Here is a 19,067-nt window from a genome sequence, read left to right as displayed (position 1 = left end):
TCTAGAGGGTGAGTTAATCCTCACCCTTTTTAGTTTTGGCAGTGGGGAATTATTATGAAACTTTTGAGATTATCCTATCAAGATTTATCCTCTGGATTAAGTATAGATTCTTGCAAATTTTTTCCAGATTTGAATTTATTAGTTGGTATCTCAGGTGCAGGAAAAACCTCGATTTTAAAGGCTATTAGTAATTTAAAAAGAATCGCTAACGGTGAGTCTATAAATGGAGTCAAATGGGATGTAGAACTTTTAACCAATGATCATGTTCGTTATCATTGGTTGGGTGAATTTGAGGTTAGAAAAGCTCGTTCTCTCATCAAGATTGAAGAAGATGAAGTCAATGGTAATGACGGCGAAAATAGGGTTAGTATAATTAGTGAAACTCTTTTAAAAGATCAAGAGGTTTTGATCGCAAGAAATCAAGAGGTAATTGAGTTTAAACATTCAAAGACACCAAAACTACCATCTTATTTAAGCTGTATAGAGCTTTTCAATCAAGAAGAAGATGTTTTCCCTGTTCGACAGGAATTTAACAAAATGATTTTCAATCCACTTGAGTTTAATATCTCATATTCAGCAGTTGATAAAATCTTGGAAAACGACGAATATGCCAAATATAACTCTCTCTCTGAATTACAATCGAGTCAACTTCCTATTTCTGACAAACTACTGATCACATATCAAAAATATCCCGATACGTTCGAGATAATAAAGAGAAAGTTTTTAGATATTTTTCCTCAAGTTGAAGATTTAAAAATAGAATTTTTAGAACCATTGAAACTAGGTGATCTGATTGTTTCATCAAATAGAATTGTTTTACTTGAAGAGCCACCTCGCGTACAAATAAAAGAAAAAAACTCTCATGTCTGGATTGTAGAACCAAATATCTCCTCTGGAATGATAAAAAGCCTGATGTTCTTAGCAACGATCGAATTATCTCCTGATGGGAGCGTTATATTAATCGATGAATTTGAAAATAGTTTGGGGGTTAACTGTTTGGACACTTTAACAGAAGATTTATTAGTTAATTATCGAGATTTACAGTTTATTATTACCAGTCATCATCCCTATATAATTAATAATATCAGTCCTGCCTATTGGAAAATAGTCACTCGTAAAGGAGGAGTAATTCAGGTACACAATGCAGCTGATTTTCATATTTCTAAAACTCGACAAAAAGCCTTTATTGATCTTATCAATGTCTTAGAAGAATTTCCCCAAGGAATTAGTTAATCGATGAATATTTATTTTTTAGTTGAAGGAAGAAGTACCGAAAAAAAGCTTTATAATACAGCGTATCGATAAAACCGAACACTTAAAAACCTTTCAGAAATTTATTAATTTTTGTGATAATATTCGCCAAAATTTCCGATAAATTGATCTGTGGTGCTTCTGCCAAGGATGAAATATAAGCTGATCTGGCATCGTCTCCTGACTAATAGCTGATTGAGAATACAAGACTATGACAAGGCTTTTGTCCTATAAATTTCTAGGTCGGCAGATTTTTGTAGTATTGTAGTATAATGGTAACTCCAGAAAAACAATCCCAAAAGTGCCTTTAGTCTCTTCAGTTAGCAGTTACCAGATAGAAGTTAAAAATTGGCAATTTACTTGATGTTATGGCTTCCTTACGCGATATTCTCAGTTACTATCGCAATTATCAAAAAGCCGCCTTTTTGAGCATTGCTGCATCCAGCGTCTTTGAAATTATCGATCTGATGGTTCCCTACGCTGTCGGACAGATTCTTAATGTTCTTTCCGATCAACCTTTAGATGGATTCGTGCAATCTTTGGTCGATCGCACCATGGTTTTAACTCCCTTTGCCTCAGAAAAGTGGGTTAGTTTGGCAGTATTATTAGGCTTAATTTTCCTAACCACGGTAATTAAAGCACCAATTCAGCCTTGGCTGGGTGTATGGTTTCACTGGGAAATATCCTTAAGAGCGCGACGAGATCATCTCAACAAAATTATTGCCAAAATTCTCACCTTACCCCTATCTTTTTACGATGAAAATAATCCAGGACGCATCGCTAACCGGATCGCCAAAGGGATAGAAAATCATACTTGGACTTATCCCGAAGTGGCGGGAATGATGATCCCAAAATTGTTTAGAGTTTTCGGTATTTTTCTTGTTATTTGGGTAATTCAATGGCAGATCGCCCTCGCTTTTGTTGTTTCTTTTGTATTAATTGTAGCTTTTATTTTGAGAGATTTAAAAGATTTAATGCAAAAAGAAAGAATTCTGGATCAGCACATCGAAAATACCCAAAGTCGCAATTCTGAGATTATTACTAATATCAAAACTGTCAAAGCTTTTGCCACAGAAGGACAGGAATTATATCGTCAGAAACAGCGTTTAGAGAGAGAATTTACCTACGTTATCTATCGCATTCATAAGGGTTATGTGGACTTAATTACTTGGGAAAAAACCCTCGTCCAAGCTAGTTTATTTGGAGTATTTTTCTTTACTCTCCTAGCCACCGTTCAACAGAAAATCTCGATCGGGCATTTTATCACCACCTATACCCTCGCTAGTATGGCCTATGCGGAATTAGATCCCCTATCCCAAATGGCAGAAACTTTCGCTCGTCGCTATGCTTCTATGGCACGTTTACAGGAATTTATCAACTTGCCTAGTGGCACTGATGCTGGTAGTCTTTTAGCCGATCATGCCCAACACAATCCCTATCATTTTACGGGGAAAGTAGAATTAAGTAATCTTAGCTTTGGCTATAGTCCTGAAAGAAGGATTATAAAGGATATTAATCTTCTGATTGAACCCTATCAAACCGTGGCATTAGTGGGAAAATCTGGTTCAGGAAAATCCACTTTAGTTAAGTTACTTTTCCGCTATTTTGAACCGAGTCAAGGGCAAATTCTGATAGATGGCGAGGATATTAGTCGCTTGGATGTGACTTGGTATCGGCGACGGTTAGCGATTGTCCATCAAGAAGTAGATGTGTTTAATGGTACGGTGTTAGAAAATCTCACCTACGGTAATCCTAATATTAGCTTTGAGAAGGTAGAAGAAGCCTGTAAAATTGCCCGTGTTGATGAATTTATTCAGGAATTACCTAATGGTTATTCCACTATTGTAGGGGAAAGGGGCGTGCGTCTTTCGGGGGGACAAAGACAGCGTTTAGGAATTGCTAGGGCGTTAATTGTTGATCCAGATGTGTTAGTTTTTGATGAAGCCACTTCTAGCTTAGATTATGAGTCAGAAAGAGCCATTCAACTAGCCATGAAATCCATCTTAGGCACTCGCACCACGATTATTATCGCCCACCGTCTCAGTACTGTTCGAGAAGCTGATCAAATTGTCGTTTTGGATAATGGTCGCATTGTCGAGATCGGTAGCCATGACCAATTATTAAATCAGCAGGGAATCTATCAACGTCTCCACTCTTTACAAGAAAGCGGTGAACTGGTTTAGTTTTAAGATAGTCCCCGATAGCAGACCGAGAAAATATGATCTAATGGGAGTTGATCACCATGTCTAACGAAACCGTTACCTATTCCCTAGAAGCTGTTTTGACTAGGATTGAGGGGAAAATTGACAATCTCCAAAAAGATGTTAACCAAAAATTTGAAAGTCTCCAAAAAGATGTTGACCAAAAATTTGACACTTTCCAAAAAGATGTTAACCAAAAATTTGACAAAATCGACGAACGGTTAAATAAGCTAGAGGTAGGACAGGCAAAGTTAACCGAAAAGGTTGAGGGAATCGATAATCGCCTAAAATCAGTGGAAGGAACCCAAAAAAATCAGGTCTGGACATTAATTATTCTTTTGGCAAGTGCGATCGCTACAGCCGGTTGGAAAGTATTTTTTTCAGGTAATCCCTAGAACCCACATTCCGCACCCTAGTTGTTGAAATCAAAAGTTGCTCTAGCCCTTGTATAGTAAGACTTTTAGCGATTACTAAGAATTATGAAGTGTCACACTCTAGTCAGCGATCGCCAGCTTAATGAGAGTTTCTCTCAATAATTTAGTATCAGAACTATCAGATTTTTAGGGCTAATTGTGCATCGGCTGGGCAAACAAACTAGCCTGTAATTCAGAGCCGGCAATCGTTTTGACGATTTAGATAAAATTTTCAATGTGACACTTTAGGGTGCGGAATGTGGGCTAGAATTAACCCGTGGCTATTAGTCACAGTTTCAAGTTTTGTCATCCCAGAAAAACGATCTTCTCAGACAACCTCGAACCGGTTTAGTCTTAAAATAGTCCCCGATAGCGGACTGAGAAAATATATCTAATGGAAGTTGATACTATGTCTAACGAAACCGTTACCTATTCCCTAGAAGCTGTTTTGACTAGGATTGAGGGGAAAATTGACAATCTCCAAAAAGATGTTACTCAAAAATTTGAAAGTCTCCAAAAAGATGTTAATCAAAAATTTGACAAAATCGATGAACGGTTAAATAAGCTAGAGGTAGGACAGGCAAAGTTAACCGAAAAGGTTGAGGGAATCGATAATCGCCTGAAATCAGTGGAAGGAACCCAAAAAAATCAGGTCTGGACATTAATTATTCTTGGGGCAAGTGCGATCGCCGTTGCTTTCCTGACAACCTTCTCAAAGATTTGATCTAATCTCAGACAGAATTGACATACCCCACGCCGTAAACGGACGTGGATTTTTCTAGCATCACTGCTGTGAATTTCTGGCTCAACGAGTCCACTTGAATTAGATTCCTGGCGAAATCCCACCTAGAGGTGGTTCTCTCCTCAGACTTTCGCGACCTTACAGAAGCCTGTTTTCGTCTGCCCGACGATACAGTTCCAAACCTCTAAAATAATTGGTTTCTTTGGTACTTGGTGCTGAGAGCTTTTACCTATAGGAGCATTCCCCTAGAGAACCCCATAACTCTAGTTTTCAAGGTGCGTTCATCGGTTGATGACTGGGTTTTTTCAGCGGTTGCTTACCCGGCCCCCTATTTTTAATATTATACATCATATAAAGTCGCCCTCAAAGGGCGAGGCTTTAAACCCAATTTTTCGGTAAGCCGGAGGCAATTACCAACGGGAGCATCTCACTTACGCGATAAGTAATTATACTTAGCCTAAAAGCCACTCTTAATCGTGTCTTGGAACGAAATAGAGGCTTTTAAAGACTGCGTACATGGAGAATTAAAACAAGAATTACCCTCGAAAAGCCTATTTTTCCACTAAGTATTTATGCTCATTGCAAAGGTGAGATGCTCCCATTACCAACTCTTTATATGCGAGAATAGCCTGTGTGAAAAACCTAGGTAAGTGTTATGGTTGCACCTATGCAAAATAGGCAGTTTAACGGGTTGTCTAGCCAAGAAGCTGGCGATCGCTTGAAACAGCATGGCTACAACGAACTGCCCTCAACCCAGCATCGTACTTTTTTAAGGATCGCCCTAGACATTATCCAAGAGCCGATTTTCTTGCTCCTGATTGCCTGTGGTGTCATCTACCTCTTTTTGGGTGATGCTCAAGAAGCTCTGATTTTGTTGGGGTTTGTCTTTTTTATTATTGGCATCAATCTTTACCAGGAGCAAAAAACGGAACGTTCTCTAGAAGCACTGCGGGACTTATCCAGTCCTCGGGCCTTGGTGATTCGAGATGGGGAGCGGCAGCGGATTGCGGGGCGAGAAGTGGTACAGGGCGATTTGATCGTGGTGGAGGAGGGCGATCGCGTTCCTGCGGATGCGATTTTGCTGTGGTCGACTCACTTGACGATTGATGAATCGCTGTTAACCGGGGAGTCTGTTCCGGTCAGGAAACGCACCATCCAGCTGGAAGAAGACCCAGAGAAACTTTCAGCAACCTTGAGACCGGGTGGAGACGACTTACCCACTGTCTATTCTGGCACTCTTGCGGTGCAAGGGCAGGGCATTGCCCAGGTGCAAGCAACGGGCATACATACTGAAATGGGAAAAATTGGCAAAGCTCTGCAAACGGTTGAACCGGAAGACACGGTCTTACAGAAAGAAACCCGTCGCATTGTCGGTAAATTGACGATGATTGCGCTTGCCATTTGCGCGGCGGTGGTCGTGATTTATGGACTAACCCGGGCCGATTGGTTGCATGGCTTTTTGGCAGGATTAGCCCTGGCGATGGCAATTTTGCCCAATGAAATTCCGGTGGTGCTGGCCATCTTTCTGGCTCTGGGAGCGTGGCGATTCTCGCAAAAACAGGTACTAACTCGTCGCATTCCAGTGGTTGAAACCCTGGGTTCTGTCACCGTTCTTTGTGTCGATAAGACTGGAACCCTGACATTGAACCAAATGGCCGTCAAACAATTGTTGGTTTACAGCGGCTCCAATGCTTATCTGTACGATGTGACGCTCCACGAGCGCGAACCCTTGCCCGAAGTCCTTCATCCCCTGATCGAGTTTGGCATTCTAGCGAGTCGCAAAGATCCCTTTGACCCGATGGAGAAAGCGTTGCAGCAAATTGGTTGGGATTACCTGGCCAAGACTGAACACCTGCATAGCGATTGGCAACTACTGCGCGAATATCCCCTGTCCACCGATCTCTTGGCCATGTCCTGTGTCTGGGAATCCCTGACGGGGGAGCTTACCGTTGCGGCAAAAGGGGCCCCAGAAGCGATCGCTGATCTCTGCCATTTCAGCCCGATTCAACAACAGGAGCTTGCCGAACAGATCCAGTCCATGGCCAGAGAAGGTTTGCGAGTTCTGGGAGTCGCTCAAGGACGCAAAATTGGAACATTACCCAAAACTCACGCTCTTGAGTCATCTGGGCCTCTAGCCTACTTGGAATCTGACGATCGCTTACCTGTGCAACAACACGACTTTGAGTTTGAATTTGTGGGACTCATCGGCCTGGAAGACCCGGTGCGCCCTACTGTTGCACCTGCGATCTCCGAATGCTATGGTGCGGGAATTCGCGTTGTCATGATTACGGGTGATTATCCGGTAACAGCCCAGAACATTGCCCGTCAGATTGGACTCAGGCCTTTAGACAAGGTGATCACCGGTAGGGAACTGGAGCAAATGGGTGAGTCGGAACTGCGCGATCGCATTCAAAGCACCAACATCTTTGCCCGTGTCGTCCCCGAACAAAAACTATTGATTGTCAATGCACTGAAACGCTCCGGGGAAATTGTGGCCATGACCGGTGATGGTGTCAACGATGCCCCGGCCCTCAAGTCTGCCCATATCGGCATTGCCATGGGTGAACGGGGTACCGATGTAGCGCGAGAGTCTGCCGATCTGGTCCTGTTGAAAGATGATTTTTCATCCATCGTCGAATCGGTCAAACTGGGCAGACGTATCTTTGACAACCTGAAAAAGGGGATGGCCTATACCTTGGCCGTTCACGTTCCGATCGCCGGTATGTCCTTGATTCCAGTCATGTTTGGCTGGCCCTTGGTGCTACTCCCGATCCACATTGCCTTTCTGCACTTAATTATCGATCCGGCCTGCACGGTTGTGTTTGAAGCTGAACCGGCAGAAAGCGATATTATGCGTCGCCCCCCCCGTAATCCCAAAGAACCCTTGTTCAGTCGTCGGACGTTGCGATTGGCCTTGCTTCAAGGAACCAGCGTTTTAGTGGTACTGGTTATTGTATTTGCGATCGCCTATAACAACGGCAATAGTGAATTTGATGCTCGTGCCTTAGCATTTACGACATTGATTATCTCCAACCTCGCTATGATCTTAACCAATCGTTCCTGGTCCCGAACGATTCCAGAAATGCTCCAAGCTCCTAATCAGGCTTTGTGGTGGGTGATCGGCGGTGGACTCCTGTTTTTGGGATTAGTTCTCTATGTTCCCCTGCTACGACACCTGTTCAGCTTTTCATTTCTACATACTGATGATTTGCTGGTCAGCTTAGTTTCTGGAGTTGTCAGTATTTTCTGGTTTGAAGGACTAAAACTGTGGAACCGTCGGCACTTGAACATCCAAAAATAAAAAGCATCATAGATTCCACGATCGGTTACAAATTGTTGCAGCAGTGCGCTATGTAGGGTTTGCTGAAAAAGTTTTTCCTGGGGGCAGGGTGTGGGGTGTGGGGTGTGGGGTGTGGGGTTTTACCAGTTTTGAGGTGGCCAATTACCTAATTTTCAGGGAAAAAGTGCCTAAATTTCCCCCCGATCACTCCCAGATCCAGTACTTTTTGATTGACAAAAGGTCTAAAAGTCTTACCCAACAAAGTTTTTAGATTTATTCAGCCAGCCCTATGTAGTTGCTGGAATGAGAGGTTATCTACCGCTCCTGAACTCAATCGTTGGAAAGTATTTTGGCTCTTCTGGTTTCTGTGTGGAAACGAGGTCTATACTGATAGAATATCCGCAAAGTAGTCCTAAAAGTCTTGCCAAATAAGCACTTCAGGATTACATAAGCAAAAATTGTCACACAAAAAATTCGAGAAGAGCCAGTATTTTTTTCAGGTAATCCCTAGAATTAAGAGTAGCAACCTCACCACCCCCTTATCCTGATCGGCATGGTGGGTTCAATCATCAAGTTTAACCCTCTGCTAACCAGCGCACGGCATCCTTAGCGTGGTAGGTTAAGATAATATCGGCACCCGCCCGTTTAAAGCTGGTTAAAGTCTCTAAAGTCACTCGTTTTTCGTCAATCCAGCCATTTAACGCCGCCGCTTTAATCATTGAATATTCCCCCGATACATTGTAGGCAGCCACGGGTAAATTAGTCATTTCCTTGATTCTCCAGATAATATCCAGGTAAGACAGGGCAGGTTTTACCATTAACATATCTGCTCCCTCTAATACGTCTAATTCCACCTCTTTTAAAGCTTCCCTGGCATTACCCGGATCCATTTGGTAGGTTCTGCGATCGCCGAATTGGGGGGTAGAATCGGCGGCATCCCGAAACGGCCCATAATAGGCAGAGGCATATTTAGCCGTATAGGAAAGAATCGGTGTATCACTATAACCGGCCTCATCCAATCCTTGACGAATTGCCTGCACAAAACCATCCATCATTCCCGACGGTGCAATGATATCCACTCCCGCTTTTACCTGGGAAACGGCGGTTTTTTGCAATAATCCCAGAGTGGGATCGTTTAACACCCTGCCGGTTAAATCTCCCGTTTGTAGATAACCACAATGACCGTGGTTAGTATATTCACACAAACAAGTATCAGCGACAATGAGTAGATCGGGAACTGCCTCTTTAATTGCTGTGGCCGCTTTTTGGACAATACCATGATCGTGCCATGCTCCCGTCGCCTCTGTGTCTTTACTTTCCGGCAGCCCGAATAAAATAATCGCTGGGATTCCTAAATCCCGCACTTCCTTGGCTTCGTCAACAATTTTATCGATTGATAATTGGTACACCCCCGGCATCGATTTGACTTCTCGGGCAATACCTTCCCCCGCCGTGGCGAAAAGGGGATAGATAAAGTCATTGGCTGTCAAGACGGTTTCACTCACCAGACGGCGCATTTGAGGGGTTTGACGCAGACGACGGGGGCGATGAATAGGAAACATAGTTTTTTGTGATTAAATCGGGAATCTTGTCTCGATTCTTTAGTTTAAATCTTTGCTGAGGATGAACACAAATCGATTCAGCCGGCAGCCAGCTGCCGGCAGCTATCCGCAATATTTAGTTATTTTGAGCTTAATCAAACTATTTAGGTCAAAAATGACCTGATGAGGCTCTATCGTCGTTTTGAGGGCGAAAAACCAGCAATTTGACTAAAATTTAATCTTTATAGCGATCAATTTTGGTGTCGCCACCACCGCATCTATTTACAAAACTTTACCTCATCAGTTATCAGTTACCAGTTACCAGTTATCAGTTATCAGATGTGATACTAAATCCGTTTATTAAAAACTGATTATTTATTCTCCCTTTTGCCTCTTGCCTTTTGCATGAGTGCCTCTCCTCATAACTAGCTTATACTCAACGGATTTAGTATGAGTTTTCAGTTCACCGATGGCTCTCTTGGATATTGGCTGAAAAATGTTCACGGTGTTACATTAGCGGCGCAAGCGTTCACTGATTACTGTTTACTGTTCACTGTTCACTCACTCCCAAAACCCATCTCCATTTGGGAGAAGGATCGTTTATTCTAGGAAGTAAGAGCGATCGATTCAGGATTTTTGCTATGGCGAACTTAGGTGATTTAGTCAAAAAAGCAGTTTATTTGGGCGTAGGCATTGCTACTTATGCCGCCGAAAAAGCTGAAGTAAATTTACAAGAATTAAGAAATCAAGCCCAAAAATTAGCCGATGAAATGATTTCTCGCGGCGAAATGACGACAGAAGAAGCGCGCAAATACGTTGATGAGTTGGTGAAACAGGCACAACAGCAAACGGTGGCAGGTAACGAATCTAATATTCCCCATGAACCCCGACGGATAGAAATTATTGAAGATGAGGAGGACACCAAAGCAGCCGATCCAAAAGTAGATGAATTGCGGCAACAGGTGGAACGTCTTCAGGAGGAATTACGGAAACTGCAACGGGATTAAAACCTAGATTTTAGCGACAAATAATTAATTATTACCAGACAAGGGATGCAAGTATAAACATGAACGATTGGCCGAAAGATTTTTGGGAAGTGATCGAAACTGTGGCACTGGGAATTGAAACTTTTTTCCAAGAAGTTACCCAAACTATCGAAGAAATCAATGAGGAAATTATCATCGATCTGGAACAGTTTATTCAAGAGGTTTTACCCCAGGAATTAGAAGAATTTTTTAACCTCGATGAGTCCCTATTTTCGGAATTAGATGAACCCTCGGATTTTACCCTCACTCCTAAGGTTAACCCCGATCCTAACACCCATCCTGCTTGTATCGGTTGCCGTAATTATCACGGTTATATCTACGGAGGTAATCTTCTCGTCTGCGGTTTCCATCCCTACGGTTGGGATAGTGATAGTTGTCCCGATTGGCAAGCAGAGGATTAATTATTTTTCTATAAAATCAGGTAGGGTTATTATCCCTACCCATAACTTTTATCTCAAAGCAACTATCTGTCATTTTTAGTTAAGAATTACTCTTGGGAGCATGGTAAGGTTCAGAATCAAAAGGCTGCATCCCCACATCGGGATACTCATCATTGTTGGGGCTAAAAATGCGAGCAAAAGCCTCCGTTAGGTACTGGACAAAATTGTGTAACGTATCCTTGATATTCATTGCTTTTCTCTCCGACTCTCGACAACAATCTCTTTTTCGGATCAGGTTGATTCACCCCTCCATCCCAATTATCTGGCCAGAATCTCATCAATTGTTGACTTTTGAGATAATTCTTGAATAATCTTCATAAGACTTGATATTTTTTCTTGTTTATCTAAACTTTTATAATAATCCTTGTATTTTTGTAAAGGAAAGATTATTCAATTAAATCGCTGAACAGATATTTGATTGTTGTCCAGAAAGGAGTGTATCTTTGTTGATCATCTAAGCATAAATATCCATTGACAAAAACTTTTAATTGAGCATTATCTATCTCCTCATCCAAAAAAGGATCGATGGCTGCCTTACGAAGTGCCTTGAGTTTATTGAGGTTTAATCCCAACTTTTCGATAGTATTAATTGCTTTTTGATCATCTTCTTGTGCGGGTTTAATTGTACCATCATAGTTAAAGGCAAAGTGAGACTCACAATCGGGATTAAGTGGAGAGATTAAGAGATTTTCATCAAACCAGTTATTTTTTAGATTACCACAGTGCCGAGGTTCACTAGGCGTAAGATTTGCCTGACAGGAACATAGCAAATTGGCATAATCTAAGGGATCAACAGTGGGATCACTCTGAGGTTTAAAATGTTCTATATGGCATTCACCATAAACCAATCGACTTTCACAATAACAACATATTTCCCCCTGTTCTGTCATCAACGCTTTAATTAGTATTTCTTTTAGTTTTCCCCCTAAATTTCTAAAGTCGGGCTGCCAATCTGAGTAGCTTGCTCTTTCCAATTCTTAAACTCTGGTGGTTCTTGTCTTTTTCTAATATACTTCATTTTCCGATAATTTCCTTGCGTCGAATAATAACTTCAGCTTTAATTAATTCTGGATCATCTTGAATTTTAGCTCTGAGATCATTGATTTTATTTTTAGCTGCCTCTAATTGATTTTGAGATATTTGTTCATAGATATCTTTCAAAGCTTCAGCGATTTCCTTGGGACGAGTTGTCTCTAATCCCATCAAATCTTCTAAAATTCGATCAACATTTTTGCCGTAGGACTCTTGCACGGTATGAACTTTTATTCCCATTTCTGTTTGTTCCATGAAGTGTAAACTTTCTGGTTGAACATGAGTGATAATATTAGGAGAATGGGTGGAAATAAAAAAATGACAGTTAGGAAAAACTTCTAGTAATTTAGGTACTACAAATCTTTGCCATTGAGGATGTAAATGTAAGTCAATTTCGTCAATGATAATAACACCATTACCCGTTAAGGGATCAGGATTTTGAGGATTAGCAATCGCCATTCTTCGAGCTAAATCTCCCAGCATAGCAATCAGACATTTTTCTCCATCAGAAAGTTGATTAACAGTAACTATTTCATTCTTTTTTGTTACTTCCATTCTCAAGGGATTACGACGGACGCTAAGATTAGTAAAATCGGGTAGAAAACGTTCGATCGTTTCCCGAACTGCTTCCAATTGGGGATCGGGAAAACAAAAACCTTCTGGTTTAATTAGATAATCCTGATATTTTCTATTTTCATTTTCTAAATCTTCGCGCTCGCGAAACCATTCAAAAAAAGTGCGAAAATCTGATCCACTGGTTAAAGCATTTTCGTAGGCACTTAGAGAATCAAATTGATGTTTTGTTTTAATTTTTAAGGGTATATCTACCACTGCTCGATTAACAGAATAATAAACAAATAAAGGTAAGTTAATTTGTCCTTGATGTTCAGTAATTTGTCGTTGTATTTGTTGAGTGTATTCATTTAATTGGCTAAAATTACTCCGTTCTCCAGCGTGGATATATCCAGTCCTAGTTTTTACTATTTTCCAAGTAATCTCTTGACTATCTTCCGTCAACCCAGTGATTTCAATTATAGCCGTACCCTGACCATTATTAATCTCGGTTTCGCTAATCTTTCGTCCACTGGCATTAGTATTTTTTAGGCGATTAACTAACCATGAAAGCATAATCGCCAAACTATCTAAAATGGTGGATTTTCCAGCACCATTAACTCCTATAAATACGTTTAATTGACGATGAAAGTCGATGTTTAAACTAACTACACCTCGATAATTATCAAGCTTTATAGACTTAATTCTCATGGTTTTTTGTATCGGCAAGATTTGCTTATATTTGAGATAATTGTTAGAGAATGACTCTCGAATAATTGCCAGTAAAACTTAGATAGGGTTAAGAGACAGTAGGACAAGGAATAGAAAAAAATATCGACCAAAGAAATAATATCTAGTTTTGGCACAGAACTGGATAGTCATAATGATTATTTATCATTTACCCTCGACTAACTCAAAAAAACCCCGGCTGACTTTCCCGATCGCTGCCGTCTGTGAGACAATCGATCGATTGTTATCCTAAACTCCGCCAATTTTCATGTCCGACGACGCTACTATTCGCACTGCTGTACAACGTCTCTACAATACCTATCCTTTCCCCCCCGAACCGCTCCTAGATGAACCTCCTCCGGGTTACAATTGGCGCTGGAATTGGATTGCTGCCTATAACTTTTGTTGTCATCGTAAACCTGAACGAGAGGATATCCGCATTCTCGATGCAGGTTGTGGTACTGGTGCGGGAACTGAATATCTGCTTGCGCTCAACCCTTTCGCTCATGTAGTCGCGATAGATATCAGTGAAAAAGCTCTAGAAATTGCCAAAGAACGCTGTAATCGTTCGGGAGTTGCGACAAAGCACCGAGGTTCTCTGGATTTTCACCATTTACCCCTTGAATCGGCCACTAATCTCCCGGGAGAATTTGATTTAATTAACTGCGTCGGGGTGCTGCACCATCTCCCGGACCCGATTAAAGGTATTCAATCCCTCGCGCAAAAACTGGCCCCCGGTGGTCTGCTGCATATTTTCGTCTATGCTCAATTGGGACGCTGGGAAATCCAGTTAATGCAATCTGCGATCGCACTTTTGCAGGGAGACCGACGCGGGGATTATAAAGATGGGGTCGCTGTCGGCCGAGAGATTTTTGCCTCTCTACCAGAAAATAATCGCATTTTGAAACGGGAAAAAGAGCGTTGGTCAATGGAAAATCATCGCGATGAGTCCTTCGCTGATATGTACGTTCACCCCCGGGAAGTGGACTACAATATCGATACCCTCTTTCAACTGATTGATGCGTCAGGATTAGCCTTTATTGGCTTTTCTAACCCTTCCTACTGGCAATTAGACCGTTTATTGGGTAAATCCCCCGAATTGATGGCTAGAGCGCAAAATTTAGGGGAAAGGGAACGTTATCGCTTGACGGAATTATTAGACCCAGAAATCACCCACTATGAATTTTTCCTCGCTAAACCACCGATTTTGACTGCCGATTGGTCCGGGGATCAAGTCCTAGAGAATGCAGTGGCCGAAGTTCATCCCTGTCTTTACGGTTGGCCTAGTGCAAGTGTTCTAGATTACGATTATCGGCCGGTTAATCTCTCGGAGACAGAATTTGCTTTTTTACAAGCTTGTGATGGTCGTTTAACCGTGGGAGAAATCGACGCTCAAGTTGCTTTAGGATTAACTGCTGTGCGTTCTTTACAACAGCGCCAACTACTGATTTTAAGTTAGGGAAAATTTGGGGATGTTAGAGATAGCGTCCCTTGGCAATGGGTAACTTTTAAACTAACTTGGCTAAATCTTACAAAAACTTCTTTTTTCTCAACAATTATCCCCCTCCTATCCCCATAGTTTCAGCCCCAGAATTAACCGGGGCTGAATTATAATAGTTTAAGAAAGTGGACAAGGCTGCTAAATTTCTGATCAGTCCGATTTTTGCCCATCGGCAAACGGGAGAATTTAATCATTATCCCAAGATTCCGAGGCGATCAAGTCACCAATTTGATCTCTGAGAAGGTAGTCACATCGTTCTAGTTCACATTCAACACAAACCCACTCCCGGGGGGGAATGAACTGACAGAGGGTGTAGATCGGTTGGTGTCTGCTCACTACCCCCTGTTCTACCATCTGACGGACTTCGTCCTTAATCATCCTGATAGAGTAAGCGGTGGGAGCGGTGGAGAAAGTTATGGCACTCATGGGAGATTTCCTGCAAGATCTACAAAAGAAGTCTTATCACTAACTATATTCTAACCTATATGGGGACAAAAGAGATTTTTTGCTGTATCGACGATTACAATTTTTTATATATAGCGAAACCCTCTCCCCTCGCCAGTTTAGGCTTAGGTTAAGAAAAGTTAAATTTATCGGCTAAAAGCTGTCGAGTCCCCTTATGCCAAATCAGTTATCAGTGATCAGTTATCAGTGATCAGTTAAGCTGTTGACTATCTAGGGTTGGCTGAATAAATGTGAAATGTAGGCAAGGTAAGGGTTTTGGGGCTTTTCTTGCGAAACAGGTGCAAGATTTTGAGAGAATCGTGGTTCAAAACCTTGCATCTTCATCGGCCCGCGTCCTGTAGGGGCGAAGCATTCGGGCAATAACCTATCGGTGAAACCGGAGATTTTCTATCCGAATGCTTCGCCCGTACTTTTTCAGCAAACCCTATCTAAATTACTGGTTAAGACTGCACCGCAGTGCCGGAGTTGGCAGCAGGGAGAGGAAGTTCGAGCATTTGTACTGAATTTTCCCCTAAGCGTTTTAAAATCAGTACAGCTTATCAGTGATCAGATTTGAGTTTTCAGTTCACTGTTCACTGTTTACTGTTTACTGGACGGCTACGCCGTGCCTTTGGCAACACTGAAAAAAGCTTCCAGCTTAAACTAATAAATGGGGAATAAAAATAAAAGCCGCTACGAGTAAAGCGGCGATCGAGGCGATTAAAACGGCACCAGCGGCACAATCTTTCGCTATTTTGGCTAAATCATGGTAGGATTGCCCCACTGTCAGATCTACCACTGATTCTAGGGCAGTGTTAATTAATTCTAAGACCATCACCAGAGCGCAGGTAAGGGTGACAATCGCCATTTCCATGGCATTAACCCGCAAAAATAAGCCCCAACTAACCGCTACTAGGGTAATCAGGGTGTGAATGCGAAAATTTCTTTGACTAACAAAAGCATAACGGACTCCGGCCCAAGCGTAGCGAACACTGACTAATAGATTCGAGGCGACTTGCCAAGCGTATTCTCTTTGAGTCGAATTGTTGCCCTCACTCACCTGTCCCGATCGAGGGATAAAATTATTGTTGAGATAGGGATTAGATAGGCTGGTAGATTGGTTGGCTTGATGATAATTTGTCTTCATATTCCTCAATAATGCTTGACAAAAATAACTAACTATGTATCGGCATTTCGACGGTTTTTAACAAAGTTTCCTGTAAAGATAGCATTTCTAACAGACTTGTTTCATCGGGATGGTCCCAACCCAAAAGATGTAAACAAGCGTGGGCAGTTAACCAGGCCAATTCTCGCGCCAAAGAATGATTTTGTGTTAAAGCCTGTTGTTGTGCTGTCTCCACAGAGATGATAATATCCCCCAAATATAAAGGTTCTGTCTCTAAAATGCGCTCATCGACTGGGAAATCCACTTCGAGAGTGGCAAAAGCGAGAACATCCGTCGGTTGATCTTTGTGGCGATATTGGCAATTATAGGTCTGAATTTCTCGATCGTCTGTTAAACGCAAACTTAGTTCATAACCGGCGGCAACGGGGAGATAATCCGATAGATAGCCTAACCATGTCTCCAACCAATAGTGCCAAGTTTCCCCATCCACAGGACTATTTCCGGGATCAAAATAATTATCCTGTAGGCATAAATCCACCCCTAGGGGCAAAGTCTCACTCACCAGATTTCACCCTAGGGACGCGTCAGATAGGAAATACCGACAAAAAAGCCTAATAGGGCTGCTGTAGTCAAAAAAAAGTGTTTTAACGAGATGCCTTTTTTCTTGACCATATTCCGCATCGCCAGCTTGACGTAACTGGGTTGCGCTTCCGTGGCGGTTTCTACTGCGGGGTCAGTGGTGCTAACAGGTTCAGTCATCAGTAATTCCCCAGACAAGGATTGATCGCTATAAGTGTAACAGATTATTAAAAAAGTGCCAAAAAAATTCAATTATGGGAAAAATTATTACCCGTCCGGGATAGTCAAAACCGCTCAACTCCCCCACACCCCACACCCCACACCCCACACCCCAGCAGTTAACCCATGTCTTCCCACAATACCGAAAGCATCCAGACTATTTTTCAAAAAATTTGGGGCTATGATAGCTTTCGCTTTCCCCAACAGGAGATTATCGAGACAATTCTAGCGGCAAAAGATGCTCTGATTGTCATGCCCACGGGATTCGGTAAATCTATCTGTTTTCAATTGCCCGCTTTATTAAAAACTGGCTTAACCCTAGTGATTTCTCCCCTGGTTGCCCTGATGGAAAATCAGGTGGAGGAATTATTAGCCAAAAAACTACCCGTCGCCCTGATTCATCACGAAATCCCCCGACAACAGAGAAAGAAAACCTTAGCAGCGATCGCAGATCAAACCCTGCGACTTCTCTATCTTTCCCCAGAAACCCTCTTAAGTCCGCCCCTCTGGTCAAAATTAACCCTTCCCCACGTTAAAATTAACGCTCTCATCCTCGACGAGGCCCATTGTTTAACCCAGTGGGGCGATAATTTTCGTCCTGCTTACCGTCGTCTTGGGGCTGTCCGTCCCGCTCTGCTGCAATCAAAACCGACCGGCAGCCAAATAGCGATCGCTGCTTTTACCGCCACCGCTAACCCCGCCACCCGTGAGACTCTCACCCGCATCTTACAACTAGAAAAACCACAACTTTTCTTAATAAATCCTTACCGTCAAAACCTTGACTTAAGCACCAAAATATGTATTAGCCCCGGTTGTCGTCGTCATCAACTATTAAACTTCCTCACCAGTCAACCTCGACAATCCGGCCTGATCTATACTCGTTCCCGTCGCCATAGTGAAAATTTAGCGACATGGTTGCAATCTCTCCACTATCGCACCAGTGCCTATCATGCCGGTTTATCGCCCTTTCAGCGTCGGGAAATAGAACAAAATTGGCTGCGGGGGGATTTAACTTTTGTTGTCTGTACCTCAGCTTTTGGCATGGGTATCAACAAACCCGATGTGCGTTGGGTTGTCCACTACCAACCCCCAGCTTTACTATCGGAATACCTACAGGAAATCGGCCGCGGTGGTCGCGATGGCGGCAAAATGCAGGCTCTCACCTTAATTAGTGAACCGACGGGATGGTTAGATAATAGCGATAAAAACCAGCAAAAATTCTTTAACTCCCAACAGGAACGCCAATACCGACAAGCTTGGCAAATTTTAGCCCAAATTCCCCTAGAGGGCAAAGTAGAGGCGATTAGTGCCGAATTTCCCGATGGTGCGCTCATTCTCTCCCTTTTACACAGTCTCGATCGCCTAGAATGGCTCGATCCTTTTCATTATCGGCTTATTTATCGCCATAATTCCGCCAAGATGACTTTTAAACCCAAAAATGAGATGTTTCCCTACCTCTATACCCGTCGCTGTCGTTGGCACTTTCTCTTAAATGCTTTTGGTTTTCAGGAAAATGCCGATAATTTTCGCTGTGGTCATTGCGATAATTGTCGTCGCAATCGACCTCTGGCAAACTAGGGAGCGCCAGAGCAGGGAGAGCAGAGCTTTTGTACTAAATTTTCCTGTCTTTTTTCTCCTCCTGTCTCGGATTCTCCTCACTTAAGGTCAGATTTTTGATTTTTGCAGGAGATTTATAGCGGTTTTCCCAGAAGTTAGTCCCGATTGAATCTATCAAGGGATTTACCATACCTTACCCGAAATAATAGTGAAATTCTGTGACAAAGTGCAGCCAGATACAAGAATCTTTGCTAGATTTCTAGAAAGCTTCTGTGATAAGTCTCCTTAAAAGGAGGCTGTTTGCAGTAAGCTAATCTGGCTAACACGCTTTTGGGCGTGATATCGGGAAAAGTTCGGGCGATTGCGCCTAAATGGAGTGATATGCCGAAAGTTGAATCATATCGTTACTCTGGA

General features: G+C 42.4%; 17 protein-coding genes. 9 read left to right on the top strand and 8 right to left on the bottom strand.

Features of this window, described 5'->3' with window-relative positions:
- Window positions 1-54 precede the first annotated feature (54 nt).
- From MAE_RS17225 to MAE_RS17205, 5 genes are all read left to right on the top strand, one after another.
- Window positions 55-1,233 (top strand): AAA family ATPase, encoded by a 1,179-nt coding sequence (locus tag MAE_RS17225; protein WP_012266710.1) that lies wholly within the window; start codon window positions 55-57, stop codon window positions 1,231-1,233.
- A 386-nt stretch (window positions 1,234-1,619) separates the two neighbouring features.
- On the top strand, window positions 1,620-3,434 hold the full coding sequence (locus tag MAE_RS17220; protein ID WP_012266709.1) for an ABC transporter ATP-binding protein: 1,815 nt from the start codon (window positions 1,620-1,622) through the stop codon (window positions 3,432-3,434).
- A 59-nt stretch (window positions 3,435-3,493) separates the two neighbouring features.
- A complete protein-coding gene (locus MAE_RS17215; RefSeq protein WP_012266708.1) occupies window positions 3,494-3,847 on the top strand; it encodes a DUF4164 family protein in 354 nt (117 codons plus the stop codon).
- Window positions 3,848-4,274: 427 nt separating this feature from the next.
- Window positions 4,275-4,589 (top strand): DUF4164 family protein, encoded by a 315-nt coding sequence (locus MAE_RS17210; RefSeq protein ID WP_012266707.1) that lies wholly within the window; start codon window positions 4,275-4,277, stop codon window positions 4,587-4,589.
- 673 nt (window positions 4,590-5,262) lie between these two features.
- On the top strand, window positions 5,263-7,908 hold the full coding sequence (locus MAE_RS17205) for a cation-translocating P-type ATPase (RefSeq protein ID WP_041804182.1): 2,646 nt from the start codon (window positions 5,263-5,265) through the stop codon (window positions 7,906-7,908).
- 554 nt (window positions 7,909-8,462) lie between these two features.
- Here MAE_RS17205 and hemB read toward each other — a convergent pair.
- Entirely contained in the window at window positions 8,463-9,449 is a 987-nt protein-coding gene (gene hemB, locus MAE_RS17195) for a porphobilinogen synthase (protein ID WP_002759384.1), read from the bottom strand.
- 620 nt (window positions 9,450-10,069) lie between these two features.
- Here hemB and MAE_RS17190 point away from each other — a divergent pair.
- Together MAE_RS17190 and MAE_RS17185 are read left to right on the top strand one after the other, a co-directional pair.
- On the top strand, window positions 10,070-10,435 hold the full coding sequence (locus MAE_RS17190) for a phasin family protein (RefSeq protein WP_002797138.1): 366 nt from the start codon (window positions 10,070-10,072) through the stop codon (window positions 10,433-10,435).
- A 59-nt stretch (window positions 10,436-10,494) separates the two neighbouring features.
- Window positions 10,495-10,875, top strand: coding sequence for a hypothetical protein (locus MAE_RS17185; protein WP_012266703.1), 381 nt, complete (start codon window positions 10,495-10,497; stop codon window positions 10,873-10,875).
- Window positions 10,876-10,954: 79 nt separating this feature from the next.
- On the opposite strand, the gene MAE_RS17180 is transcribed toward MAE_RS17185, so the two are convergent.
- The 3 genes from MAE_RS17180 to MAE_RS17170 all read right to left on the bottom strand — a co-directional run bounded on the left by MAE_RS17180 (window position 10,955) and on the right by MAE_RS17170 (window position 13,209).
- Window positions 10,955-11,104, bottom strand: a complete 150-nt coding sequence (locus MAE_RS17180; RefSeq protein ID WP_041804180.1) for a hypothetical protein — start codon at window positions 11,102-11,104, stop codon at window positions 10,955-10,957.
- A 196-nt stretch (window positions 11,105-11,300) separates the two neighbouring features.
- Window positions 11,301-11,888 carry a retron system putative HNH endonuclease gene (locus tag MAE_RS17175; RefSeq protein ID WP_231859642.1) on the bottom strand — a complete coding sequence of 196 codons (588 nt, stop codon included), beginning with the start codon at window positions 11,886-11,888 and terminating at the stop codon, window positions 11,301-11,303.
- Between the two features lie 40 nt (window positions 11,889-11,928).
- On the bottom strand, window positions 11,929-13,209 hold the full coding sequence (locus MAE_RS17170) for an AAA family ATPase (RefSeq protein ID WP_012266700.1): 1,281 nt from the start codon (window positions 13,207-13,209) through the stop codon (window positions 11,929-11,931).
- Between the two features lie 286 nt (window positions 13,210-13,495).
- Between MAE_RS17170 and MAE_RS17165 the strand changes: the two genes are divergently transcribed.
- Complete coding sequence (locus MAE_RS17165) at window positions 13,496-14,686, top strand: class I SAM-dependent methyltransferase (RefSeq protein WP_012266699.1); 1,191 nt, start codon at window positions 13,496-13,498, stop codon at window positions 14,684-14,686.
- A gap of 228 nt (window positions 14,687-14,914) precedes the next feature.
- On the opposite strand, the gene MAE_RS17160 is transcribed toward MAE_RS17165, so the two are convergent.
- The 4 genes from MAE_RS17160 to MAE_RS17145 all read right to left on the bottom strand — a co-directional run bounded on the left by MAE_RS17160 (window position 14,915) and on the right by MAE_RS17145 (window position 17,057).
- Window positions 14,915-15,154 carry a DUF4327 family protein gene (locus tag MAE_RS17160; protein ID WP_002738935.1) on the bottom strand — a complete coding sequence of 80 codons (240 nt, stop codon included), beginning with the start codon at window positions 15,152-15,154 and terminating at the stop codon, window positions 14,915-14,917.
- Between the two features lie 676 nt (window positions 15,155-15,830).
- Window positions 15,831-16,319 (bottom strand): diacylglycerol kinase, encoded by a 489-nt coding sequence (locus MAE_RS17155; RefSeq protein WP_012266697.1) that lies wholly within the window; start codon window positions 16,317-16,319, stop codon window positions 15,831-15,833.
- Window positions 16,320-16,347: 28 nt separating this feature from the next.
- Window positions 16,348-16,860, bottom strand: a complete 513-nt coding sequence (gene ybeY, locus MAE_RS17150) for an rRNA maturation RNase YbeY (protein WP_002739052.1) — start codon at window positions 16,858-16,860, stop codon at window positions 16,348-16,350.
- 11 nt (window positions 16,861-16,871) lie between these two features.
- Window positions 16,872-17,057, bottom strand: a complete 186-nt coding sequence (locus tag MAE_RS17145) for a DUF3285 domain-containing protein (RefSeq protein WP_002739193.1) — start codon at window positions 17,055-17,057, stop codon at window positions 16,872-16,874.
- Window positions 17,058-17,222: 165 nt separating this feature from the next.
- Between MAE_RS17145 and MAE_RS17140 the strand changes: the two genes are divergently transcribed.
- Window positions 17,223-18,674: a RecQ family ATP-dependent DNA helicase gene (locus tag MAE_RS17140; RefSeq protein ID WP_012266696.1), complete on the top strand. Its 1,452-nt coding sequence runs from the start codon at window positions 17,223-17,225 to the stop codon at window positions 18,672-18,674.
- The last annotated feature ends 393 nt before the right edge of the window (window positions 18,675-19,067 follow it).

This window comes from Microcystis aeruginosa NIES-843 (genome assembly GCF_000010625.1).
Lineage (GTDB): Bacteria > Cyanobacteriota > Cyanobacteriia > Cyanobacteriales > Microcystaceae > Microcystis > Microcystis aeruginosa.
The sequence above is the reverse complement of the archived record's forward strand: the minus strand, read 5'-3'. Positions and strand labels throughout refer to the sequence as shown.